Origin of the sequence: Janibacter sp. FSL W8-0316 (assembly GCF_038004165.1) — a bacterium.
Classification (GTDB): domain Bacteria; phylum Actinomycetota; class Actinomycetes; order Actinomycetales; family Dermatophilaceae; genus Janibacter; species Janibacter indicus.
In genome coordinates, this window is the sequence record NZ_JBBOQX010000001.1 from 1,317,444 (window position 1) to 1,340,007 (window position 22,564).

Genomic DNA, 22,564 nt, shown 5'->3' on the forward strand with positions numbered 1-22,564 from the left:
TGCGCCCCATGTCCCAGAGCACCGAGACCACTGACGCTCAGGCGATCGGTGGCACCGACGTCCCCGCCGACATCGACATCCACACGACGGCCGGCAAGCTCGCCGACCTGAAGCGCCGGGTGGCCGAGGTCGCGCATGCCGGATCGGAGCGCGCGATCGAGAAGCAGCACGCGCGCGGCAAGAAGACCGCCCGCGAGCGCCTCGACCTCCTCCTCGACGAGGGCAGCTTCGTCGAGATGGACAAGTACGCGCGGCACCGCTCGACCGCCTTCGGCCAGGAGGCCAACCGCCCCTACGGCGACGGCGTCGTCACCGGCTACGGCACGGTCGACGGTCGGCAGGTCGCCGTCTTCGCGCAGGACTTCACCGTCTTCGGTGGGTCCCTCGGCGAGGTCTTCGGCGAGAAGATCACCAAGGTCATGGACTTCGCGATGAAGATCGGGTGCCCGGTCATCGGTCTCAACGACTCCGGTGGGGCGCGCATCCAGGAGGGTGTCGTCTCGCTCGGTCTCTACGGAGAGATCTTCAAGCGCAACGTCCACGCGTCGGGTGTCATCCCGCAGATCTCGCTCATCATGGGCCCCTGCGCCGGCGGTGCCGTCTACTCCCCCGCCGTCACCGACTTCACCGTCATGGTCGACCAGACCTCGCACATGTTCATCACCGGCCCCGACGTCATCAAGACCGTCACCGGCGAGGACGTCGAGTTCGAGGACCTCGGTGGCGCCCGGTCGCACAACACCAAGTCGGGTGTCGCGCACTACATGGGCTCCGACGAGGAGGACGCCATCGACTACGTCAAGGCGCTCCTGTCGTACCTGCCGAGCAACAACCTCGAGGACGCCCCGCGCTTCGGTGAGGAGCTCGACCTCGCGGTCAACGACACCGACCTGGTGCTCGACACGATCATCCCCGACTCGGCCAACATGCCCTACGACATGAAGCAGGTCATCGAGACCATCGTCGACGACGGTGAGTTCCTCGAGGTGCACCCGCTCTTCGCGCCCAACATCATCTGCGGCTTCGCCCGCGTCGAGGGCCGCTCGATCGGTGTCGTCGCCAACAACCCGATGCAGTTTGCGGGCACCCTCGACATCGACGCCTCGGAGAAGGCCGCGCGCTTCGTGCGCACGTGCGACGCCTTCAACGTCCCGGTCCTCACCCTCGTCGACGTCCCAGGCTTCCTGCCCGGCACCGACCAGGAGTGGAACGGCATCATCCGCCGCGGCGCCAAGCTCATCTACGCCTACGCCGAGGCGACCGTCCCGCTCGTCACGGTCATCACCCGCAAGGCCTACGGCGGCGCCTACGACGTCATGGGCTCCAAGCACCTCGGTGCCGACATCAACCTTGCGTGGCCGACCGCCCAGATCGCGGTCATGGGTGCGCAGGGCGCGGTCAACATCCTTTACCGCAAGCAGCTCGCGGCCGCCGAGGCCGAGGGGCGCGACCTCGACGAGGCGCGTCAGGAGTTCATCACCGCCTACGAGGACGCGCTGGCCAACCCCTACGTCGCCGCCGAGCGGGGCTACATCGACACGGTCATCACGCCGAGCAACACGCGCATGAACGTCTCCAAGGCGCTGCGGGCCCTGAGCACCAAGCGCGAGAGCCTGCCGGCCAAGAAGCACGGGAACATTCCGCTGTGACGGCTTCGCAGGATCAGCCCACCGAGCAGGCCGAGGCCACCGAGCAGGCCGAGACCCCTGCCGGCCCGCGCATCGAGGTCCTCGGCGACGCATCCCCCGAGCAGGTCGCAGCCCTCGTCGCGGTCCTGTCCGGGCTGGGTGGCGGCGAGGACGAGGCCCCGGCCACTCCCCCTTCGCGCTGGGCCTCCCGCGAGCGCCTCGTGCGTGGCCCGGTCCACCCCTCGCGCGGCGGCTGGCGAGCCTCGGCCCTCCCCCGCTGACCCGCCGCCCCTCCGGCGGTTGAAATACACCCCGCGTGTTCAGACACGCGGGGTGTATTTCATTCGTCAGCCCCGATGGTCACCCAGCCGCTCGCAGGCTGAGCAGGCGGTGTGCCTCGACGATCTGGTCGAGGAAGGCGTCGGGCTCGAGACGCAGCCCGAGCAGGGGGACGCGCAGGATCATGTCGCTGCGCATCGCGATGTCGTTCTGGCGCAACATGTCCTCGAGGGGTGAGGCACCCTCCAGATGGTGCCGCCCGTCGACCTCGACGACGAGGCCGATCTTCCAGCGGACATCGAGGTAGTAGCGGCCGCCACGCCCGTCGACCACGACCTGTCGCTCCGGTGACGGCAAACCCCGGGCCCGGCACAGGGCCGCGAGGTCGAGCTCCCCGAGCGCCTGGGCGCCGTCGACGATGTCGTCGATGAGCCGGGCGACGAGGGCACGACGCCGCCGACCCACGTACCACTGATGGGCCTCCTTCAGGTGCTCGCCGGTCACGATGCGCTGCTGGACCGGCATCACCAGGAACAGTGCCGCCTGGCGATCGCTGACGGCCCACTGCGCCGCGCGCAGGGCGGCCAGTGCAGGTCGGGTCCGTGGCAGGCCGGTGGGCATATCGTCGTCGCACAGTCTGCGCGCGAGCTTGTGCACCTCCACGCCTTCGACGTCCGGCGCCCTTTTCAGCTTGTGCACCGAGACGTGCACGATCTCCTCGGCCAGCCCGCGCAACCCTGCGGCCTGCAAGGCGCTCACCCCGTCGACGAGGGCACCACCGCCCACCTCGTGGACCGCTCGCCAACGCAAGCCGATCGGATCAATCGGCCCGCAGTGAGTCACCACCGACCGGGTGCCGCACCGGGCCCACCTACGATCGCGAACGAGCCTCGCCACGACGTCGCGATGCAGGCCGAACTCCGTCGTCTGGCGCCGGCTCAGCACTCCCCCGGAGTCGAGGGCGGCGTCCTCGACTCGAGCCACCTTCGCCAGCGTCGAGGCTCTCAACATGCGTACAGGCTGGATCGGACATCGCCGCCGGACGACTCACCCAGCCCGGCTGTGGATGAGGTCAGCCCTTCCGTCCCGGATGTGGACAGCGGTTGAAATACACCTCGCGTGCTTGGACACGCGGGGTGTATTTCAACCGCGGGGGGGTGCAGGCCGAGGCAGACCGTGAGGAGCGAAGGGGGCGACGTAGGCTCGGCCGGGTGAGTGAGCCCCGCGTCCTGAGCGTCAACGTCGGCCGCCCGATGGTTCAGCGCGTGCCGAAGGGCAGGTCCACCGGCATCGGGAAGCGGGCCGTCGACGTCATCACCGTCGCCGACCCCGGGCCGAAGCGGGTCGAGGACGGTGCCGGCGTCTCGGGGGTCGCCGGCGACCACATCGGCGACGGTCGCCACCACGGCGGGAGCGATCAGGCGGTCTACGCCTTCGCCCGCGAGGAGCTCGACGCGTGGGCGCGAGAGCTCGGCCGCGAGCTGCCGAGCGGGATCTTCGGGGAGAACCTCACGACGAGCGGCATCGACGTCGACGCGAGCGAGATCGGCGACGTCTGGTACGTCGGGACCGCCGTGCTCGAAGTCCGCGGGCCGCGGGTCCCGTGCGCGACCTTCGCCGAGCGCATGGGCGAGCGGGGCTGGGTGAAGCGGTTCGCCGCCCACGGCCGCAGCGGCGCCTACCTCCAGGTCGTGCGGCCCGGCGAGATCCGCCCCGGTGACACGATCGCCGTCGAACCCTCCGGCAGCGGTCTGGGCGTGCCCACGGTGCTGCGCGCCTTCCTCGGGGACCCCGGCGCCGCCCGCACCGCCATCGACTCTGGGGCCCTGGCCGAGCACCGGGTCGCCGAGCTGGCGGCCACGGCACAGCGCGACACTGGCAGGTAGCGTGACCACCGACCGCCCGTGAGGGGCGAGGCGGCCGGAGCACAGGGGGACGGATGATCAGGCGTGGCACCGTGGCGAGCGGACTGGCGCTGGTGGTCGCGAGCACGACGGCGTGCGGGGCGATCGAGCGCGTGCGCGGCGAGGGGGACACCAGCGGGGACTTCAGCATCAGCTCGACACTCGACCAGGTCCCCGCGACTGACCTCGAGGAGTACACGGTGCGGGTCGCCGATGTCGACGCAGCCACCGAGGCAGCCGGTCTCGAGCGTCCCGACGACCCGGCGGACAAGGACGCCACCGCGCAGTGGCTGGCACCGCTGACGGGGGTGCCCGCTCAGGACGGGTACGTGCCGGTCCCCCTGCACCTGCCGGGGCTGACGGTCAACAGCACGCGCGACCTCGCGGCCTTCGACGACCTCGCGGGCTGGTCCCTGGTCGACGTCGCCTCCTACGCCGACATCCCCGAGACCCCCGGCCCCTTCACCTACATCGCGGGAGACGTCGACGACGACACGCTCGCCCACCTGCCCGAGGTGGGCGACGGGGTGCGCACCGTCGGTGAGGGTGAGGACGGCGACGGCGACCTGTCCCAGAGCAACGCCGTGCAGACGACCGGGGCGCCCGTGAGGATGGCCCAGCGCGACGGACAGCTCGCCGCCTCCGACTCGACCGCGGCCGTCAAGGACTGGCTCACCGGACCCAGCGAGGCACTCACCGCCGACCCGACGGTCAGCAGCCTCGCCGGCGCGCTCGACGAGGCAGGCGCGATCTCGGCCCTCATGTCGGTGGGGCACGACTTCTCCGCCAACTTCCTCTTCGTGCCCGTGGATGCCTACGGCCCGCTTCCCCACTCGGAGTTCGACGCCGTGGCGCTCGGCTGGTCCGCGGACGACGGGGAGCCCGTGGTCACCATCGCCTACCACTTCGCCGACGAGGCCGCCGCCAACGACTCCGTGGAGTCACTGCGCAGGGTCTTCGAGGAGGGCACGGACAGTCGCGGCGCCCGCCTCTCCGACTCCCTGGCACTCGAGGAGATCACCGCGCAGGGCCCGGTCGTCACCGCGACCCTGTCGACGAAGACGGACCGTGCCCACGTGGATCTGATCTCGCAGCTGAGCAAGCGCGAGGCCCCCTTCGTCCACGACTGAGTCAGAAGAGCGAGAGCGGCCCGTCGTCCTCAGCCGACGTGCCACCTGACGCCGGCCCAGGCACCGGGGCCGGGGGCGTCGCACCACTCGACCGGGCACCCGGGATGCCGGGGCCGGGCTCGGGGGCGGCCCCCTTCGACCATGCCGCGGCGGCACTCGTGGCGAGCCGGTCGGCGTGCTCGTTGAGCTCGTGGCCGGCGTGCCCCTTGACCCACTCGAAGCTCACCCGGCGCCCCTGCATCGCCGCGTCGAGCGCCTGCATGATCTCGACGTTGAGGACCGGCTTGCCGTCCTTCTTGCGCCAACCCTTGCGCTTCCAGCCGGGCATCCACTGGGTGATCGAGTTGATGACGTACTTGCTGTCGCAGATGACGTGCAGCTCCTCGTCGAGGTGCGCCGTCTGCTGGAGCAGGTCGAGGACGGCGGTCAGCTCGCCCATGTTGTTGGTGCCGTGCGGCCAGCCGCCGCAGGCCCAGCGCTCGTCGTCGATGTACCAGCCCCAGCCGGCGGGGCCGGGGTTGCCGAGGGCGGAGCCGTCAGCGGCGGCGGTGATCGTCATGCAGGCACTCCAGGCGAAGGGGGGTCACGGGCGGCCCCGAGTATCGCACCGGGGTCGTCAGTCGGCGGCAGGCACCCGGGCCAGCACTTCGCCATGCACCACGACGAACCATCCGTCGGGCGAGCTCGTCCACGCCCGCCAGCCCTCGACGACGTGGGCGATGCTCCCTTCGTCGGCCAGGCCCTGGCGCAGGACCTCGTCGTGGAACCCGGACTCGACCACACGTCGCTGCCACTGCCCGCCCCACCACTGCCGGGCGGCCTCGTCGGCGTAGCACCAGACCGAGGCCGTCGCGGCGACGTCGGTGAGGCCGGCGGAGTGGCACCAGCCGAGCAGGTGGCGGCCCGCGTCGGGCTCGGCGCCCGTCCCCCGCGCTGCCGTCCGGTAGAGCTCGAGCCAGCTGGTCAGGCCGGGGTGCGCGGGCGCCCAGGTCATCGCCTCGTAGTCGGCGTCGCGAGCGGCGACGAGACCACCCGGCCGGGTGACCCGGGCCATCTCGCGGAGCAGGCCGACGGGGTCGGTGACGTGCTGGAGCACCTGGTGGGCGTGCACGACGTCGAAGGAGTCGTCCGCCCAGGGCAGCGCCATCGCATCGGCGACCTCGAAGGTCGTGCGCTCGTCCCCCGCCTCCCGGGCGGCGCTGCGCGCCTGCGCGACGACCTGCGCCGAGGCGTCGACGCCCACGACCTCGCCCGGGGAGACGCGTCGCGCGAGGTCGAGCGTGATCGAGCCCGGCCCGCACCCGACGTCGAGCACCCGCAGCCCCGGACGCAGGCGCGGGAGGAGGTAGGCGGCCGAGCTCTCGACGGTCCGTGCTGCGTGCGACGCGACGACCGGCTCGGCATGGCCGTGGAGGTAGCGGTCCATGCCGCGATCGTGGCACCGGCGCGCCTACCAGCCGCGGTGCCGTCGGATCGCGAGACGCTCGTGGCCGACGACGCGGCGCGTGGAGGACGACAATGCCCTCGTGGACATCGCCCTGTCACCGCTGCTCCTCCTCGCTGCCGGCGCGGGGGCCTCCTTCGTCCCGTGGTTCCCCGAGATCACCCTCTCCTCCGAGGTCGTGCTCATCGGGTTGCTGCCGCCCCTGCTCTACGCCACGGCGATCTCCACCTCGCTCGTCTGACGGCCGACGCCTCGGAGTAGCGTCCGCAGGGTGACCCAGGACCAGCGCCGACCCCAGACCGACGTCGACCGGATCGCCGAGGCCCACCTCGACCGCGAGGTCGCCCTGTCGCCGATCACCGCGACCTACCTCGGCCTGCCCGGCCACGATGGCGAGCTCGACGACCTGTCCCCTGAGGGCTTCGCCGCGCACTCCCGGCTGCGGCGGGAGACGCTCGCCGCGCTCGACCGGGCGACCCCCGTCGACGACGTCGACCGGGTGACCGTCGAGGCGATGCGCGAGCGGCTCGGGCTGGCCGAGGAGTTCCACGACGCCGGCCTCGACCTCGCCGAGCTCAACGTCATCGCCTCGCCGCTGCAGGCGGTGCGCGACGTCTTCGACCTCATGCCGACGGCGAGCGCCGACGACTGGGCCACGCTCGCCACCCGCATGGGCCGGGTGCCCGACGCGCTCGACCAGTGGACCGCCTCACTCACCGCCGCCGCGACGAAGGGGGAGATCGCTCCCCTTCGTCAGTACGAGCGGTGCATCGAGCAGTGCGCCGACCTCACCGCCCCCGACGGCTACTTCGCCGGCCTGCTCACCGACGCGCGCACCGACGACGGCCCACTCCCCGACTCCGTCGCGGCTGACCTCCGGCGATCGGTGGAGGCCGCCGCCAGTGCCTACCGTGACCTCGCGTCACGCCTGGCGCCCCTGCGGGACCGGGCACCCGAGGCCGACGCCTGCGGTCGCGAGCGCTACGCGCTGCACTCGCGCGCCTTCCTCGGTGCGCGCATCGACCTCGAGGAGACCTACGCCTGGGGGCAGGAGGAGCTCGCGCGCATCACCGCCGAGATGACGGCCGTGGCCGAGCGCATCCAGCCCGGCGCGAGGGTCAAGGAGGCCGTGGCGGCCCTCGACGCCGACCCGCGCTACCAGCTGCACGGCACCGACGCGCTGCGCGAGTGGATGCAGCGCACCGCCGACGAGGCCATCGAGCTGCTCTCGCCGCACCTCGACATCCCCGAGCCGGTGCGCACCATCGAGTGCCGCATCGCGCCGACCGAGACCGGCGGCATCTACTACACGGGCCCGAGCGACGACTTCTCCCGTCCGGGCCGCATGTGGTGGTCGGTGCCCAAGGGCGTCACCGAGTTCGGCACCTGGCGCGAGCTGACGACCGTCTACCACGAGGGCGTCCCCGGCCACCACCTCCAGATCGGCCAGACCGTCCACCGCAAGGAGCTGCTCAACCGGTGGCGCCGCCTGGCGTCGTGGACCTCCGGGCACGGCGAGGGCTGGGCGCTCTACGCGGAGTGGCTCATGGCCGAGCTCGGGCACATGGACGACCCGGGCAACCGCATGGGTCTGCTCGACGGGCAGTCGCTGCGCGCGGCCCGCGTCGTCCTCGACATCGGGGTGCACTGCGGCTTCGAGGCGCCGGCCGAGGTCGGTGGCGGCGCGTGGACCTATGACAAGGCGTGGGACTTCCTCTCGGCGCACGCCAACATGGACGAGGGCTTCCTGCGCTTCGAGCTTGACCGCTACCTCGGCTGGCCGGGCCAAGCACCGAGCTACAAGATCGGCGAGCGGCTGTGGCTGCAGCTGCGCGAGGAGACCGCCCGTCGCGAGGGAGCCGACTTCGACCTGCGGGCCTTCCACCGGCGAGCCCTCGACGTGGGCGGGGTGGGCCTGGACACCCTGCGCTCGGCCGTCCTCGGCTGAGCACCCTTGCCCACGAGGTCGTCCCCGGGCGGGGCCTACGATGCTGGGCGTGAAGCACTTCAGGGGGTCCGTGTCCGTCCTCGCCGTCACCGCACTGCTCGCGGCGGCGCTCTCGGGGTGCTCGTCGGGGTCCGACGAGCCCACCGAGACCGACGGCACGGTGACCGTCACCTACTCGAGCTCGACGAGCAATGCACCGACGACGCAGACGGTCACCTCCTCCCCCTCCCCGGGCGACGGGGGCACGAGCCGGGCCACGGGCGACGGGGGCACGAGCCGGGCCACGGGCGACGGCTCGGCCGGTGACCCGAGTGGCTCGTCCTCCCCCTCGTCCACGTCGTCGGGTCCGGGCGCGAGCGCCCCGACCTCCCCGCCCAAGGACATCGGCGCCTACGCCGACACCTTCGTGCGCGCCTGGGGCCGGGGTGACCGGTCGGTCGCCTCGACCTACGCCTCGGCGAGCGCCGTGAGCTCGCTCTTCGGCCAGCGCGCCGTCGGCGGTGGCGGGTGGCAGCGGCAGGGCCTCACCCACGACGGCGGCTCCGTCGAGGTCCGCTACAGCGACGGGACCGACACGCTCACCGTCCGGCTCGACGCCGGCGACGCCGCCGCGGGCACCGAGCACGCCGTCAGCAGTGCGACCCTCAGCGCCGACGCACCGCAGACCGGCGACGGCCTGCCGACCTCGCTCACCGACTACGCCGACGCCTTCGTGCGCGCCTGGGGCAAGGGCGAGTCCGGCGCGTGGACCTACACGAGCGACGCGGTCGAGCTGACCTTCGGCTCGACCAACCCGTCGGGCGGACCGCGGTGGTCGCGGACCTCGAGCGGCACCACGACCGTCACCTACAGCAACCGCCACGGTGGCACCCTCGTACTCACCCTCGACCTCGAGCTCGTGGGCTCCGGCTCCACCGGGGCGATCACCGGGGCTGCGCTCTCCTGACGGCATGACGAAGGGGGTGTGGCCGGGTCCAACCCGCCGCACCCCCTTCGTCACGTCCTGGTCAGAGGCGCCAGCAGGAGCTCAGCTGGTTGCGACCGGCGAAGCGGTCCTCGAAGAACACCATGGACTTGGCGATGTGCCCCGGCATCCCGCCGACGTGGGTCGGGACCACGCCCGCGTTGAAGGTGACCCGGGAGCCCTTGTCGCACCAGTCGCTCCCGAGCTGCTTGCCCACCCCGTAGGGGATGACGTCGTCACCGATGGAGTGGTTGATCTGCACCGGAGCATTGGGCTTGAGCTTGCCGATGCGCTGCTTGCCGACCGCGGTGGCGAAGGGCTCCTCGGTGAGCAGCTGCCCGAGCTTTTTGCCGCTCACGGTGTACTTCGACGTGTCGAGGTTGGCGTACGAGAAGAGGTCGAAGACGCAGGCGCTCTCGACCCTGCCTGCGAGCTCCTTGCCCTCGGCGTTGAACACCGTGCCCGGGTCGATGTGCTCGCTGGTGGCCAGGCCGAGCGTCGCGAAGAGCGCGAAGAGGGTATAGGTCGTGCCGTCGATGTTGGCCCCGACCTTGGCCAGGTCGGCCGGCGGAGCGCCGATGGCCGAGCCCTTGATGTTGAGCTCGGGGGCGTACGAGCCGGCCAGCTCCGCCGCGGAGGCAACGGCGCCGCCGCCCTGCGAGTAGCCCATGAGACCCACGGGGTTGGCCTTCGTGATCCCGCTGCCCTGGAGGTTGTGGACGGCGCGGGCCATGTCGAGGACCGCCTGGCCCTGCGGCTTGCGGGCCATGTAGGAGTGCGTGCCCGGCGTGCCCAGGCCCTGGTAGTCGGTGATGGCCACGGCGTATCCGCGGGCGACGTTGGGCGTGATGCCGATGCCCTCGTACTCGACCAGGCTCTCCATCTGCCGCGACGGCGCGCACTTGTCGCCCATGCCCTGGGTGCCCGGGGCGTAGGAGATCAGGGGACGTGCCGACGAGCCGGAGTACGCCGTCTTCGGGACGAAGACGGTGCCGGTCACCGCGATCGGCGTGCCGTCGCCGTCGGTCGAGGAGTACATGACCCGCGTCGCGGTGACGACGCTCGAGGAGAGATCGAAGGGGTCCAGCAGCAGCGGAGCGGGCTCGCTGCGGATGATCGTGCCGGGCGTGGACGGGATCGAGGCCGGCGGCTCGTAGAAGGCCGGACGCGTCGGCTCGGGGGTGTCGGTCACCGTCGCGGCACCCGCGGTGCCGGGGACGTCGTGGGGGCCGGCGACGGCATTGCCGGCCAGGGGCAGACCAACGGCAACGGCCAGGGCCGCTGCGGCTACGGCACGCTTCTTCATCGAAATCATGCGAATCCTGTCGTGAGGGATGGCGAGGTCCACCGACCCGGCGCGCGGCGCTGCCCGGAGAATCTCAGGTGTGGCTCGCCCATAGTTACCTACCGGTCAGTCCCTGACAACCGTTGGCATGCTGTGCCCATGACCTCTTTCGTGCTCGCCTCCGCCTCCCCCGCCCGCCTCGGCTTGCTGCGCGCGGCGGGCATCGAGCCCCAGGTGGTCGTCAGCGAGGTCGACGAGGACGCCGTCGAGTCCCTTGCGCGGCAACAGGACCCGGGTCTCACGCCGCGACGGCTGGCCCAGCTCCTGGCGGAGGCGAAGGGAGACGCCGTCGCCTCGCGCACCACCGACGAGAGGGTCCGCTGGGTCCTCGCGTGCGACTCGGTCCTCGAGGTCGACGGGCAGGTCCACGGCAAGCCGGGCACGCCCGAGGTCGCCCGCGAGCGGTGGCAGCAGGTGCGTGGCCGCTCGGCGGTCCTGCACACCGGCCACCACCTCGTCGACATGCGTGACGGCCGCACCGCCGGGGGTCCGGCGAGTGCGACCGTCAGGTTCGCGTCGGTGACCGATGCCGAGGTCGAGGGCTATGTCGCGACGGGCGAGCCGCTGCACGTGGCCGGCGGCTTCACCCTCGACGGGCTGGGTGCCCCCTTCGTCGAGTCGATCGAGGGCCACCCGAGCACCGTCGTCGGGCTGTGCCTGCCGCTGCTGCGTCGGCTGCTCACCGACCTCGGCACCGACTGGTGGTCGGTGGCTCAGTCGCGGGCGTAGGCCACCGCGGCCTCGGCGTCGACGATGCCGCGGCCGTAGAGCGCGCTGTAGCCGCCGCGGGTGCCGAGCAGCGGGTGCCGCGAGGTCGACAGGATCGCCTGCTCGACGTTGGCCATGCTGCGGCCCTGGCCGAAGAGGATCGCGGCGACCCCGGCGACGTGCGGGGTGGCCATCGAGGTGCCAGCGAAGGCCGCGTAGTCCTTGCCCTCACCGCACTCGTCGGTGCCCGTGCCGCGCGGCACGGTCGAGAGGATGTCCTCGGAGCAGTCGCCGCCGAGGAGTCGGCCGGAGCCGCCCGGCGCCGCGACGCCCTTGCCGCGGAAGGTCACGGGCAGCTCGGAGAAGTAGGACTTCATCTCGTTCTTGTCCGTGGCCCCGACGCAGATCGAGTCGCTGCTGAAGGCCGGGTCGTTGCACAGCAGGGTCGAGGTGTTGCCCGCCGCGGCCACCGTGAGGGTGCCCTTGTCGCGGGCGTACTGGATCGCGTCCTTCATCGTCGTGTCGAGACCGAGGATGGAGAAGATCTGCGTGCCCGGCAGGCCACCCAGGCTGAGGTTGATGACGTCGGCGCCGTTGTCAGCCGCGTAGCGGATGCCCTCGGCGATGTCCTCGTTGGTGCCCGACCCGTCCTCGAGGACCTTGATCGGCATGACCTTGGCGTCGGGGGCGACACCGGCGACGCCGATCCCGTTGTCAGCAGTGGCAGCGATGGTGCCCGCGACGTGGGTGCCGTGGACGTCGGGCTCCTGCCCCTCGCCGTCCTGGCCCTTCCAGCTGCCGTCGCCGCACGAGCCCTTCTGCTCGCCGCAGACGAAGTCGGCGCCCGGCACGAGCCGGCCCTGCAGGTCGGGGTGACCGAGGTCGACACCGGTGTCGACGACGGCGACGACGGTGCCCGCACCGCGGCTGCTCGACCAGGCCTGCTCGGCGTGGACCTGGTCCAGCCCGTAGAGCTTGTCACGCAGCGGGTCGTCGGTGGCGGCACCGGCCGAGCCGGCAGTGACGACGAGGCCGACCGCGCAGGCAGCGGCGGCGAAGGGGGCGGTCCAGGTCTTCATCGAGGGGTCCTTCGTCAGGGAACGTTGGTTACCCCACGGTAACGGCGAGGCGGCGCCCCCGCAGCGCGAGCGGGGTGGGAGACGGGTCACGCCCCCTTCGCCCGCCTCGTCCGTCAGACCGGAGGGATCCCCCGACGGCGCTCGGAGAAGCGGCGATCGCGGCCGCGGGCGTGCCGCAGCCGGGCGAGCAGCTCGTCGCGCAGGGCCTCGGGCTCGATGACCTGGTCGATGACGAGGTCCGCCGCCAGCCGCTCGAGGTCGACGTCCTCGAGGTACTCGGCGCGACGCGCGGCGATGAACTCGTCGCGTGCGGCCTCGCCCTCGTCGGCCTCGACCTGAGCGATCTTGTTGGCGTAGACGGCGTTGACCGCGGCCTCGGGACCCATGACGGCGATGCGCGCGGTCGGCAGCGCGATCGTCGCGTCCGGCGCGAAGCCCGGCCCGCCCATCGCGTAGAGACCGGCGCCGTAGGCCTTGCGGACCACCACGCAGAACTGCGGGACCGTGGCCGAGGCGACGGCCGAGACCATCTTGGCGCCGTGCCGGATGATGCCGCCGCGCTCGACCTCGGACCCGATCATGAAGCCCGGGACGTCGGCGAGGTAGATCAGCGGGATCGAGTAGGCATCGCAGAGCCAGATGAAGCGCGCAGCCTTGTCGGCGCTGTCGGTGAAGAGGACGCCGCCCTTGGCCATGGAGTTGTTGGCGACGATGCCGACGGTCTCCCCCGCCATCCGACCGAGGCCGACGACGAGCTCGGGCGCGAAGAGCTCCTTGACCTCGAAGAAGGAGTCGTCGTCGATGAGGCCGTCGATGACGTCGTGCACGTCGAAGGGCTGCGACTCGCGCTCGGGGATGGTGGCGGAGGTGAGCGCCGCGGCCGGCTCCTCCGGCTGGTACGAAGGGAGGTCGCTGCGCCAGTTCTGCGGCAGGTAGCTCAGCCACAGACGGGCCGCCTCGATCGCCTCCGTGTCGTCAGAGACGAGCACGTCGCCGACGCCGCTCACGGTGCAGTGCATGCGGGCCCCGCCCATCTCCTCGAGAGAGACCCGCTCGCCGACAACCATCTCGGCCATGCGGGGGCTGCCCAGGTACATCGAGGCATTGCCCTCGACCATGATGACGAGGTCGGTGAAGGAGGGGATGTAGGCGCCACCGGCCGCGCTCGGGCCGAAGAGGCAGCAGATCTGCGGGACCTTGCCCGACAGCGCGACCTGGTTGTGGAAGATGTGGCCGGCACCGCGACGACCGGGGAACATCTCGACCTGGTCGGTGATGCGCGCACCCGCGGAGTCGACGAGCCAGAAGACCGGCAGCTCCTCGCGCAGCGCGCTCTCGGTGGCGCGGACGATCTTCTCGACCGTGCGGGCGCCCCACGAGCCGGCCTTGACCGTCGGGTCGTTGGCGATGACGATGACCGGTCGCTCGTCGACGAGGCCGCGCCCGGTGACGACGCCGTCGGCCGGCAGGCCGGCGGCCAGGGCGTTGGCGTAGCGCCCGTCCTCGACGAAGCTGCCCTCGTCGACGAGCAGGGCGATGCGGTCGCGGACATAGAGTTTACCCTGGGACTCGAGCTTCGCCGCGGCCTTGTCGGTCGGCCGCTCGGAGGCCTCGTGCGCCTCGCGGATGCGACGGCGGACGTCCTCGACCATGGGGTCCAGCGGGTAGCCGCTCATGCCGGCAGGCCGAGGTGGCGGGCGATGACCATGCGCTGGACCTCGGAGGTCCCCTCGCCGATCTCGAGGATCTTGGCGTCGCGGTAGAAGCGCGCGACGGGGTACTCCTCCATGAAGCCGTTGCCGCCGAAGACCTGGGTGGCGATGCGGGTCGCGCTCACCGCGGCCTCGGAGGTGTAGAGCTTGGCGATCGACGCGGCCTTGGCGACCTCCTGGGTCGAGCGACGACCGCGGTCGGCCTCGTCCTTGAGCCAGGCGGCCTTGTAGGTGAGCACGCGGGAGGTCTCGGCCATGACGGCGAGGTCGGAGACCTGGAAGCTCACGCCCTGGTTGACGCCGATCGGCCGACCGAAGGCGGTGCGGGTCTGCGCGTAGTCGGTGGCCAGCTCGAGCATGCGCTGGGTCAGGCCGGTCGCGAGCGCCGAGATGGCGATGCGGCCGTCGTCGAGCGTCTTGAGGAACTGGCGGAAGCCCTGCCCCTCGGCGCCGACGAGGTGGTCGGCGGGGACGCGGCAGCCCGAGAAGCTCAGGCCGTGGGTGTCGGAGATGTTCCACCCGAGCTTGTCGTAGGGCGCTTCGACGGTGAAGCCTGGGGTGCCGCTCGGGACGATGATCGCGGAGATCTGCGGTCGCCCCTCGGCCGTCGTGCCGGTGCGGGCGGTCACCGTGACGAGCGAGGTGATGTCGGTGCCGGAGTTGGTGATGAAGGACTTGGCGCCGTCGATGACCCACTCGTCGCCGTCGCGCTTCGCCGTCGTGCGGGTGCCGCCCGCGTCGGAGCCGGCGTCGGGCTCGGTGAGACCGAAGCCGGCTAGCGCACGGCCGGCGACGAGGTCCGGCAGCCAGCGGTCGCGCTGCTCGTCGGACCCGTAGGTGAGGATCGGGTTGATGCCCAGGCCGACGCCGGCGGACAGCGTGATGCCGATGGACTGGTCGATGCGACCGAGCTCCTCGATCGCGACGCACAGCGCGGTGAAGTCGGACTGGACGACGCCGTCGACGGTCTCGGCGGACCCGCCCCAGCGCTCGGGGACGACGAGGCCGAAGAGCCCGAGGTCACCCATCCGACCGACGACCTCGAGCGGCAGGTGGTGGTCCTTGTCCCACTGGGCGACGTGCGGCTCGACCTCGCGCTCGGCGAAGTCGCGCACGCTCGCGCGGAAGTCCTCGTGGTCCTGGGAGAGCTCGAACATGACCTGTCTTCCTTGACGGCGGCTGCTTGACGTTGACGTCAACGTAAAGCATGATCTCGCTCCATGACAAGTGCCACCTGGACGATCCGCGAGATGGCGGACGAGTTCGGCGTGACGACCCGGACCATCCGGCACTACGAGGACCTCGGCCTGATCTCCCCCGAGCGGCAGGGCACGACGCGGATCTTCCACCGGCGCGACCGCACCCGGCTGAGCCTGGTGCTGCGGGGCAAGCGGCTGGGCTTCCCGCTCGACGAGATCGCGACGATCATCGACCTCTACGACGCCCCGCGGGGCCGCCGCAGCCAGTTGACCTACGTGCTCGCCCAGATCGACGAGCGGCGCGCCGACCTTGAGCAGCGCCGACGCGACCTCGACGAGGCACTGACCGAGCTGGAGACCTTCGAGCAACGGTGTCGCGCCGAGCTCGACGCCCGCTGACCCATCCGCTTCTCTCTTCGCCCCGAACTCCCCGCACGAGGCCTCCGGTCATCCGAGATCGCCCGGCCACGACGAAGGAGTCAGGTATGCACACCCTCACCAAGGCCGCACTCGCCACCCCGGCCGCGTGCGCGATCCTCCTCGCGGGAGCCACCGGCGCCAGCGCCGACGAGAAGTGGACGATGAAGCTCACGGACACGATGGGCAACGACAGCGGGTCCTCGTCGACCGCACAGCTGTCGCTCGCCGGTGACCAGCTGACGATCGACATCACGGGCACGGGATTCACCCCCAACTCGCCCCACGCCCAGCACTTCCACGGCTCCTTCGACGAGAACAAGGACTTCACCTGTCCGACGTCGGCCGCCGATGCGGACGGCGACGGTCAGGTCAACACCGAGGAGGGCCTGCCGACCTACGGCGACATCATGATCTCGCTGACGACGAAGGGGGACACGAGCCCCGACAGCGGCCTCGCCGTCGACCGCATGCCAACCGCCGACGCGGACGGCAACCTGTCGTACTCGCGCACGGTCACTCTGCCCGAGGGCGCGGGCGCCAAGCTGAAGAACCTGCACATCGTGCAGCACGGCCTCGATGCCAACGGCAACGACACGTACGACCTCGACGCGCTCGGCGAGTCGAGCTTCGCGAAGTCCGTCGGGGTCGAGGGCATCCCGGAGGAGGCCACCAACCCGGCGACGTGCGGCACGGTCACCGGCGCGGCCGTTGGTGCCCCGCCCACGGGTGGCGTCGAGACGGGCGGCGGGAGCACCGAGGGTGTCGAGGCGAAGGGCGCGCTGGGCGCCGGCGCCTTCGCCATGGTCGGCGCCGTCGGTCTGCTCGCCTACCGCCGTCGCCTGACGCAGGAGAGCTGAGCCGGTCGTGCGTGAGCGCACCCGGGGTCGCGACCGTCGCGCGCGGGGCGTGGCGGTCGCGGTCCTCGCCCTCGCCGTGGCGGGCACCGGCCTGATGGCCTTCGGCCTGTCGCAGCAGGAGACCCGCATGCCCCCGCCCGCCGCCGTGTCCGAGGGCGGGCACGCCGGGCACGGCCGCTCGACCACGGGCTCGTCCCCGACGGGCAGCCCGACCTCCGGGTCCGGCCACGCGGGGCACCACATGGGCCCGGGGACGAGCAGTCCGGCGAGCCAGGGCGCGGCCGTTACCGCCACGACCGAACGGATGTCCCGCTCACGGCCGACGTCCGTGTCCATCCCCTCCCTGGGCGTGACCAGCTCGGTCATCGACCTCGGCCGGCAGCCGGACGACACCATGGAGGTACCCCAGGACGCCGCGAGCACCGGGTGGTTCACCGGCAGCCCCACCCCCGGGGAGCTGGGTCCGGCCGTCCTCGCCGGTCACGTCACGTGGGACAAGAAGCCCGCGGTCTTCTTCGAGCTGGGCTCGATGCGCGACGGGCAGCGGGTCGAGGTCTCCCGCGCGGACGGGTCGACCGCGGTCTTCGAGGTGACCGACGTCGGTCAGTACCCCAAGACCGACTTCCCCACCGACAAGGTCTACGGCGAGGTCGACCACGCCGCCTTGCGGCTCATCACATGCGGCGGCCACTTCGACGGTGAGACGGGTCACCACGTCGACAACGTCGTCGTCTACGCCGAGCTCGTCGACGAGCGCTGACCCGACTCGCCGCGGTCAGGCGCGAGAGCTCAGGTAGGCATCGATCTCGGCGGCCGTCGGGGCGGTCGTCGGACCCTTGCGGGTGACCTTGATGGCGCCCGCGGCATTGGCCCGGCGGCAGGCCTGCGCCCAGTCGCTGCCCCGGGCCACCTCGGCGAGGAGCACGCCGGTGTGGGTGTCGCCGGCGCCGTTGGTGTCGACGGGCGTCTCGGGGAAGCCGGGGACGATCGTCGTCACCCCGTCGACCCGCACGGCGCACCCCCGGTCGCCGTCGCGGACGACGGCGACGGCACCTGGCTCCAGCAGTGCGGCGACGGCCTCGGCGGCCGGCCCCATCCCCTTCGCCCCACCGAAGTGCTCGGACTCCTCGGCATTGCCGGTCCAGACGTCGGTGAGCGCGACGACCCGGGAGCGAAGGGAGGGCTCCAGCTCCGCGAAGACGTCGCCGGGGTCGAGCACCACGACGACGCCCTCGGGCAGGGACTCCAGCCAGGCGACCAGCGGGTCCCGGGTGCGGCCGACGAGGCTGTAGCCGCTGACGCACACGAGGTCGCCGGCCACCGGGGCACTCGTTGCGAGCGACTCGACGCTGATGTGCCGCTCGGCCTCCTGCGTCGTGACGAAGGTGCGCTCCGCGGACGGCTCGACGAGGACGAGGCAGGTGCCGGTGTCGAGGTCCTCGACGACAGGCGCCGACAGGACCACACCCTCGGCGGCGAGGGTCTCGCGCACGAGGTCGCCGTTGGGCCCCCGCCCGTGGGCGCCGGCGTGGACGGCCTCGACACCCGAGCGCACCGCCGCGAGCAGGATCGTCACCGCTCCCCCGGCGTGGCGCGTGGCGACGTCGGCCATGACGTTGCCGCCGCGCCGCGGCAGGCTGGGCACCTCGACGACGACGTCGACGAGCGCCTGCGCCGTGTGGATGACACGAGGGGCCACGTCAGGTCTCCCGGACCACGTGGACCTTGGCCCGGTGCTCGATGCGCCACCCGGGCCGGTCGGCGAAGTACTCGTCGGTAGCCGTGCGGGCACCGGACCAGTGGTAGTAGTCGTCGAGGACGATCCGGCCACCCGGCACGATCTGCGGGGCGACACGCTCCAGGCAGACCCGGGTCGAGGCGTACCAGTCACCATCGAGATGAGCCAGCGCGACCGGGCCGTCGATGTGCACGGTGTCCTCGAAGAGGCCACGCACGAGCTCGACCCCGCTCTCCCCCACCGGCACCCCGAGCCGCGCGAAGGACGCCGTGACCTCGCCGAGGAGGTCCTCGCGGTAGCCGTAGTAGGTCTGCCCGCCGAGACCCGAGGACTCCCCACGCCGGATCGCCTCGTAGCGGTCGTGGACGTCGCGACCGTCCTCCTGCGTGGGCGGCGGGATCATCCCGAAGACGTCGAAGACGCGCATCGGGCGTCCGCTCGCCCGGGCCGCGGCCATGACGATCGCGGAGCCACCGAGCGCGGTCCCGCACTCGACGACCACGCCCTCACGGCCGGCCCGGTCCGCCTCGACGACGAGCTCGGCCAGGAGGCGCAGGTCGTCCTCGCGCAGATAGGTCAGGTGCTCCTCGCGGACTGCGGCGATGACCTCCTCGACCCGCTGCGGCACGGTGATGTCGGCGAAGGGGTGCCGGGTGAAGTCGCGCAGCAGGTCCAGCTCCGCGCGCTGGGCCAGCATCCGGCTCTTGAGTCGTCGGACCTGGTCGTCGGTCACGGTGGGGCTCCGTCCTGCCGAGGGTGCGAGGGATGTCGCCACCGTACCCACCGGGGAGCGCTCCCCCTGCCCACCCGTCCCTGCACGCCGTAGGTTGGTCACCATGTCAGGGGCCACACGAGGACGACAGCTGACCATCGCCGCCATCACCACGACCGTGCTGGCCCTCCCCTTCGCCTCATCCTCCGGCGCGCAGCCCTCCGACCCGACGCCGTCGGACCAGACCTCCGCCTCGAGCGACACCAAGCTCCTGCTCATCCTCGACGGGTCGCGCTCGATGCGAGGCAAGGACGCGAGCGGCGGCACCCGGATCGAGGCGGCCAAGCGGGCGCTGACGACGATGGTCGAGGAGCTGCCTGACTCGGCCGTGGTCGGCCTGCGGGTCTACGGGGCGACCGCGACCTCGCAGGACCCCAAGGCGACGCAGTGCACCGACAGCCAGCTCACGGTGCCGATCGGTCCCATCGACCGCGCCGAGATGACGAGCTCGATCGACTCCTTCACCGGGCAGGCGGCGACGCCGATCGGCTACGCCCTGGAGCAGGGCGCCAAGGACCTCGGCACCGATGGCAAGCGCAACATCGTCCTCGTCAGCGACGGCCTGTCCAACTGCGACCCGCCGCCGTGCCCCACCGTCCAGCGGCTCGTCGAAAACGGGGTCAACATCCAGGTCGACACGGTCGGCTACGGGCTGGACCCGACCAAGGCCGGCGACGAGGACGCCCGCGACGAGCTGAAGTGCATCGCCAAGGAGACCAACGGCACGTACTACGACGCGCAGGACTCGGACGCCCTGAACTCCAGCCTCGTGCGCATCTCGCAGCGGGCGTTGCGGGCCTACGACTTCACCGGGACGCGGGTCAAGGGCGCGAGCGCCTACGACCAGGGGCCGCGGCTGAAACCGGGCCAGTACCTCGACACCTTCGGCACGGACGAGGGCCCGCGCTACTACCGGATCCCCCGGACGGCGGGGTCGATCGTGCACTTCTCGGTCACGAGCGCAGCCCGCGACGGCGACGACGACGGGGAGACCTCCGAGTCCTACGACATCACCCTCCAGACGCCCGGCGGGGACCGCTGCGACAGCGTCAGCGCGGGAGCCGCACAGCTCAACTACTCCTCCCGGATCGCGATCGGTGCCGATGCCGTCACCTCACTGAACCTCGATCCCGCCCAGAGCGCCTCGAGCTCCTCGTCATGGGCCGACAAGGAGTCGTCGAGCAGCTCGAGCTGGAGCTCGTCGAGCAGCTCCGCGAGCTCGAGCGCCAGCGCCGCCGGATCGCCTGCGCCGACCGCGACCCCGCTCACCCCGCTGCCCTCCCCCACCGACACCGACCCGTGCCGCACCGCCTCGGAGCTCGTCGCCCAGGTGACGCGCGAGGAGGGCGAGACCGACGAGGCCGACGTCGAGCTGCTCGTCACCGAGGAGCTCGCGGCGACCAACGCCGACCAGATCCCCGAGCCGGTCAACGAGGACGCGCCTCCTCTCGTGGCCGCCACCTCGCCGGAGAAGCCCGTCGTCGGGGGCAGCTCCTTCTCCACCGCCGTCGAGCTGAAGCCCGGCACGTGGACCGACGAGCTCCTGCCGGGCGAGCAGATCTTCTACAAGATCAAGGCCGACTACGGCCAGCAGCCGATCCTCACCGTCGACGTGCCGCAGCCGGGCCGACGGCTCTCGGCCGACGTCCCGACCAATGTCGACCTCAAGGCGTGGTCGCCGACACGCAAGTGGCTCCAGATGTTCGGCTCCCAGGACGTCCGGGCCAACATCGGGCAGGACGAGCGCGAGGTTCTGCACCGCTACGCGCCACGCGTCAACTACCGCAACCACTACGCCTACGCCACCTCGGGCGCGATGTCCGGCGACACCGTCCGCGACAGCGGTCAGTCGGGGTACTACTACTTCTCGCTCACGGCGGGAACCTCGCTCGACGACGAGGGCCTGCAGGGCCCGGTCCCGGTGCGCCTGCGCGCAGCGGTCGACGGGCAGCCCTCCGGCGCACCGGAGTTCGCCGACGAGGCCGGGGCCGACGACCAGACGAAGGGGGATGCTGCCGACGGTGACGGGGGCGGGCTGCCCGGGTGGCTCCCGGTCCTCGGCGGCGGGACCCTCGCGCTGCTCGGTACGGCCGGCGTGCTCGTTGCCCTGCTGCGCGGTCGCCGCCGCGCCGGCTGATCAGTCCTCGCGCTGCCAGGTGTAGCCGTCCTCCTGCGGGTCCCATCTGCAGGTGACCGGCACCCGGCCCTCGATGGTCGTGGTGCGCTCGTCCTCCTGGTGCAGCGCGCACGTCTGGCCCTCGCGCTGCACCACGGTCCCGACGGTGTAGTTGCCCGTCGTCGGCGGATCGGCGGGTGAGCTCGTGGACGACGGGGGCGGCGCCGGCGTCGTCGTGGTGCTCGACGACGAGGCCGTGGGGTCCGTCGCGGAGGAGGTGCCCCGGTCGCCGTCCCCGCCACGCGTGAGCGCGACGGCCATGACGGTGACACCGATGACCAGCACGAGGACCGAGGCGAGCAGGCCGAGACGGTGAGGTCCTCCCTTCGTCGGGGGTGTCGACGTACCCGTCGCCGTCGCGACTGGCCGACGCCCGGCCTCTCCCTCGGGCACGAGGGTGAGGGCCTCGGGCGCCGTCCACGGACCGGCCGGGAGTGGCGGCAGCCGGGAGGGCAGGACGAGCCCACCGAGGACGTCGGGGGTCCACGCGACCGAGGGATCGTCCAGCGCGGCGCGTGCCTCGCTCGCGCTGGCCGGGCGTGCGGCCGGATCGACGTCGGTGAGGGCGGTGACGAGGCGGGAGAGCAGCGCCGGGCCACCGGCGGCGAGCGTGGCGGCCGCACCGTCCCGGGCCGGGCGCCGGCCCGTCAGCATGACCGTGGCGACCATGCCGGCGGCGTAGAGGTCCGACGCGACCGACGGATCCTCGCCTCGTTCGAGCTCGGGCGCGATGTAGCCCGGCGTGCCGACGACGACGTCGTGGGTCGTGAGGCGCGGGCCGGTCGACTCGACCGCGATGCCGAAGTCCCCAAGGTAGAGGTGGGGCCTCGTCGAGCCGGTCGCCGCCAGGAGCAGGTTGCCCGGCTTGATGTCGCGGTGCACGACCCCGGCGGCATGGACCGCGGCCAGTCCGTCGAGGAGCTGACGCAGGAGCTCGGCGACGAGCCCGGGCGGGAGGGGGCCGGCCCCGGCGACGAGGTCGCTCACCGACCCACCGTCGACGAGGGGCATCGTGAAGAGGACCCGGTCGTCGTCGCCGGCCCAGCCGAGGGGCGCGATGACGTGCGGGTGCGCGACGCGGACGGCCGTCTCCCGGACGAAGCGGAGCAGGCTGCTCGCGTCGGACTGCCGCAGCACCTTGGCCGCGACGACCTGCTGGGTGCGCTGGTCCCACACGCGCCACACGGTGCCCATCCCACCGTCGCCGATGGGGTCGATGAGCTCGTACCGCCCCGCAAACCGCTCGCCCATGCCCGCTCCC

Annotated in this window: 22 protein-coding genes; 12 read left to right on the plus strand and 10 right to left on the minus strand. The window is 72.0% G+C overall.

Annotated features, from left to right (window positions below):
• The first annotated feature begins 8 nt into the window (after positions 1-8).
• Positions 9-1,649, plus strand: a complete 1,641-nt coding sequence (locus NYE39_RS06470; RefSeq protein ID WP_072625195.1) for an acyl-CoA carboxylase subunit beta — start codon at positions 9-11, stop codon at positions 1,647-1,649.
• Positions 1,646-1,909: an acyl-CoA carboxylase subunit epsilon gene (locus NYE39_RS06475; protein ID WP_072625196.1), complete on the plus strand. Its 264-nt coding sequence runs from the start codon at positions 1,646-1,648 to the stop codon at positions 1,907-1,909. Before NYE39_RS06470 ends, NYE39_RS06475 begins: the two co-directional genes overlap by 4 nt.
• A 79-nt stretch (positions 1,910-1,988) precedes the next feature.
• Here the strand turns inward: NYE39_RS06475 and NYE39_RS06480 are convergent, their stop codons facing one another.
• Positions 1,989-2,852 carry a hypothetical protein gene (locus tag NYE39_RS06480; protein WP_125932844.1) on the minus strand — a complete coding sequence of 288 codons (864 nt, stop codon included), beginning with the start codon at positions 2,850-2,852 and terminating at the stop codon, positions 1,989-1,991.
• 266 nt (positions 2,853-3,118) lie between these two features.
• Between NYE39_RS06480 and NYE39_RS06485 the strand changes: the two genes are divergently transcribed.
• Positions 3,119-3,793 carry an MOSC domain-containing protein gene (locus NYE39_RS06485; RefSeq protein WP_341012167.1) on the plus strand — a complete coding sequence of 225 codons (675 nt, stop codon included), beginning with the start codon at positions 3,119-3,121 and terminating at the stop codon, positions 3,791-3,793.
• A gap of 53 nt (positions 3,794-3,846) precedes the next feature.
• The gene (locus NYE39_RS06490; protein ID WP_341012168.1) at positions 3,847-4,941 is read left to right on the plus strand and encodes a hypothetical protein; all 1,095 of its coding nucleotides are present in this window, start codon (positions 3,847-3,849) and stop codon (positions 4,939-4,941) included.
• Between the two features lies 1 nt (position 4,942).
• Here NYE39_RS06490 and NYE39_RS06495 read toward each other — a convergent pair whose 3' ends face one another.
• Positions 4,943-5,500 carry a ribonuclease H family protein gene (locus NYE39_RS06495; RefSeq protein ID WP_445667066.1) on the minus strand — a complete coding sequence of 186 codons (558 nt, stop codon included), beginning with the start codon at positions 5,498-5,500 and terminating at the stop codon, positions 4,943-4,945.
• A 57-nt stretch (positions 5,501-5,557) separates the two neighbouring features.
• A complete protein-coding gene (locus NYE39_RS06500; protein ID WP_341012169.1) occupies positions 5,558-6,367 on the minus strand; it encodes a methyltransferase domain-containing protein in 810 nt (269 codons plus the stop codon).
• 100 nt (positions 6,368-6,467) lie between these two features.
• On the opposite strand from NYE39_RS06500, the gene NYE39_RS06505 reads away from it, so the two are divergent.
• The 3 genes from NYE39_RS06505 to NYE39_RS06515 are packed head-to-tail and all read left to right on the plus strand — an operon-like array spanning position 6,468 to position 9,279.
• Positions 6,468-6,626: a hypothetical protein gene (locus tag NYE39_RS06505; protein ID WP_341012170.1), complete on the plus strand. Its 159-nt coding sequence runs from the start codon at positions 6,468-6,470 to the stop codon at positions 6,624-6,626.
• 30 nt (positions 6,627-6,656) lie between these two features.
• The gene (locus NYE39_RS06510; protein WP_192910630.1) at positions 6,657-8,333 is read left to right on the plus strand and encodes a DUF885 domain-containing protein; all 1,677 of its coding nucleotides are present in this window, start codon (positions 6,657-6,659) and stop codon (positions 8,331-8,333) included.
• Positions 8,334-8,382: 49 nt separating this feature from the next.
• The gene (locus NYE39_RS06515) at positions 8,383-9,279 is read left to right on the plus strand and encodes a hypothetical protein (protein WP_341012171.1); all 897 of its coding nucleotides are present in this window, start codon (positions 8,383-8,385) and stop codon (positions 9,277-9,279) included.
• 61 nt (positions 9,280-9,340) lie between these two features.
• Here NYE39_RS06515 and NYE39_RS06520 read toward each other — a convergent pair whose 3' ends face one another.
• Positions 9,341-10,603, minus strand: coding sequence for a lipase family protein (locus NYE39_RS06520; RefSeq protein WP_341012172.1), 1,263 nt, complete (start codon positions 10,601-10,603; stop codon positions 9,341-9,343).
• Between the two features lie 138 nt (positions 10,604-10,741).
• Here NYE39_RS06520 and NYE39_RS06525 point away from each other — a divergent pair, with 138 nt between their 5' ends.
• Positions 10,742-11,371 (plus strand): Maf family protein, encoded by a 630-nt coding sequence (locus tag NYE39_RS06525; RefSeq protein ID WP_341012173.1) that lies wholly within the window; start codon positions 10,742-10,744, stop codon positions 11,369-11,371.
• Here the strand turns inward: NYE39_RS06525 and NYE39_RS06530 are convergent.
• The 3 genes from NYE39_RS06530 to NYE39_RS06540 all read right to left on the minus strand — a co-directional run bounded on the left by NYE39_RS06530 (position 11,356) and on the right by NYE39_RS06540 (position 15,298).
• On the minus strand, positions 11,356-12,429 hold the full coding sequence (locus NYE39_RS06530; RefSeq protein ID WP_341012174.1) for a S8 family peptidase: 1,074 nt from the start codon (positions 12,427-12,429) through the stop codon (positions 11,356-11,358). The genes NYE39_RS06525 and NYE39_RS06530 overlap by 16 nt on opposite strands.
• A 113-nt stretch (positions 12,430-12,542) precedes the next feature.
• Complete coding sequence (locus NYE39_RS06535) at positions 12,543-14,105, minus strand: acyl-CoA carboxylase subunit beta (protein ID WP_341012175.1); 1,563 nt, start codon at positions 14,103-14,105, stop codon at positions 12,543-12,545.
• Positions 14,102-15,298, minus strand: a complete 1,197-nt coding sequence (locus tag NYE39_RS06540; RefSeq protein WP_341012176.1) for an acyl-CoA dehydrogenase family protein — start codon at positions 15,296-15,298, stop codon at positions 14,102-14,104. The genes NYE39_RS06535 and NYE39_RS06540 overlap by 4 nt, the downstream gene beginning before the upstream one ends.
• A gap of 63 nt (positions 15,299-15,361) precedes the next feature.
• Here NYE39_RS06540 and NYE39_RS06545 point away from each other — a divergent pair, with 63 nt between their 5' ends.
• From NYE39_RS06545 to NYE39_RS06555, 3 genes are all read left to right on the plus strand, one after another.
• On the plus strand, positions 15,362-15,739 hold the full coding sequence (locus NYE39_RS06545) for a MerR family transcriptional regulator (protein WP_341012177.1): 378 nt from the start codon (positions 15,362-15,364) through the stop codon (positions 15,737-15,739).
• An 86-nt stretch (positions 15,740-15,825) separates the two neighbouring features.
• Complete coding sequence (locus tag NYE39_RS06550) at positions 15,826-16,617, plus strand: hypothetical protein (RefSeq protein ID WP_341012179.1); 792 nt, start codon at positions 15,826-15,828, stop codon at positions 16,615-16,617.
• A 7-nt stretch (positions 16,618-16,624) separates the two neighbouring features.
• Complete coding sequence (locus NYE39_RS06555) at positions 16,625-17,377, plus strand: class F sortase (RefSeq protein ID WP_341012180.1); 753 nt, start codon at positions 16,625-16,627, stop codon at positions 17,375-17,377.
• A gap of 15 nt (positions 17,378-17,392) precedes the next feature.
• On the opposite strand, the gene NYE39_RS06560 is transcribed toward NYE39_RS06555, so the two are convergent.
• Together NYE39_RS06560 and NYE39_RS06565 are read right to left on the minus strand one after the other, a co-directional pair.
• Positions 17,393-18,316 (minus strand): PfkB family carbohydrate kinase, encoded by a 924-nt coding sequence (locus NYE39_RS06560; RefSeq protein WP_341012181.1) that lies wholly within the window; start codon positions 18,314-18,316, stop codon positions 17,393-17,395.
• Between the two features lies 1 nt (position 18,317).
• The gene (locus NYE39_RS06565; RefSeq protein ID WP_341012182.1) at positions 18,318-19,088 is read right to left on the minus strand and encodes a TylF/MycF/NovP-related O-methyltransferase; all 771 of its coding nucleotides are present in this window, start codon (positions 19,086-19,088) and stop codon (positions 18,318-18,320) included.
• 103 nt (positions 19,089-19,191) lie between these two features.
• On the opposite strand from NYE39_RS06565, the gene NYE39_RS06570 reads away from it, so the two are divergent.
• Positions 19,192-21,264, plus strand: a complete 2,073-nt coding sequence (locus NYE39_RS06570; protein ID WP_341012183.1) for a VWA domain-containing protein — start codon at positions 19,192-19,194, stop codon at positions 21,262-21,264.
• Here NYE39_RS06570 and NYE39_RS06575 read toward each other — a convergent pair whose 3' ends face one another.
• Positions 21,265-22,554, minus strand: a complete 1,290-nt coding sequence (locus NYE39_RS06575; RefSeq protein WP_341012184.1) for a serine/threonine-protein kinase — start codon at positions 22,552-22,554, stop codon at positions 21,265-21,267. It abuts the gene before it with no gap.
• Between the last annotated feature and the right edge of the window lie 10 nt (positions 22,555-22,564).

Coding starts and splice junctions, on each gene's coding strand:
- NYE39_RS06570 (WP_341012183.1), top strand. CDS start 19,192: ATGTCAGGGGCCACACGAGGACGACAGCTGACCATCGCCGCCATCACC.
- NYE39_RS06500 (WP_341012169.1), bottom strand. CDS start 6,367: ATGGACCGCTACCTCCACGGCCATGCCGAGCCGGTCGTCGCGTCGCAC.
- NYE39_RS06520 (WP_341012172.1), bottom strand. CDS start 10,603: ATGAAGAAGCGTGCCGTAGCCGCAGCGGCCCTGGCCGTTGCCGTTGGT.
- NYE39_RS06575 (WP_341012184.1), bottom strand. CDS start 22,554: ATGGGCGAGCGGTTTGCGGGGCGGTACGAGCTCATCGACCCCATCGGC.
- NYE39_RS06530 (WP_341012174.1), bottom strand. CDS start 12,429: ATGAAGACCTGGACCGCCCCCTTCGCCGCCGCTGCCTGCGCGGTCGGC.
- NYE39_RS06550 (WP_341012179.1), top strand. CDS start 15,826: ATGCACACCCTCACCAAGGCCGCACTCGCCACCCCGGCCGCGTGCGCG.
- NYE39_RS06470 (WP_072625195.1), top strand. CDS start 9: ATGTCCCAGAGCACCGAGACCACTGACGCTCAGGCGATCGGTGGCACC.
- NYE39_RS06495 (WP_445667066.1), bottom strand. CDS start 5,500: ATGACGATCACCGCCGCCGCTGACGGCTCCGCCCTCGGCAACCCCGGC.
- NYE39_RS06545 (WP_341012177.1), top strand. CDS start 15,362: ATGACAAGTGCCACCTGGACGATCCGCGAGATGGCGGACGAGTTCGGC.
- NYE39_RS06540 (WP_341012176.1), bottom strand. CDS start 15,298: ATGTTCGAGCTCTCCCAGGACCACGAGGACTTCCGCGCGAGCGTGCGC.
- NYE39_RS06535 (WP_341012175.1), bottom strand. CDS start 14,105: ATGAGCGGCTACCCGCTGGACCCCATGGTCGAGGACGTCCGCCGTCGC.
- NYE39_RS06490 (WP_341012168.1), top strand. CDS start 3,847: ATGATCAGGCGTGGCACCGTGGCGAGCGGACTGGCGCTGGTGGTCGCG.
- NYE39_RS06525 (WP_341012173.1), top strand. CDS start 10,742: ATGACCTCTTTCGTGCTCGCCTCCGCCTCCCCCGCCCGCCTCGGCTTG.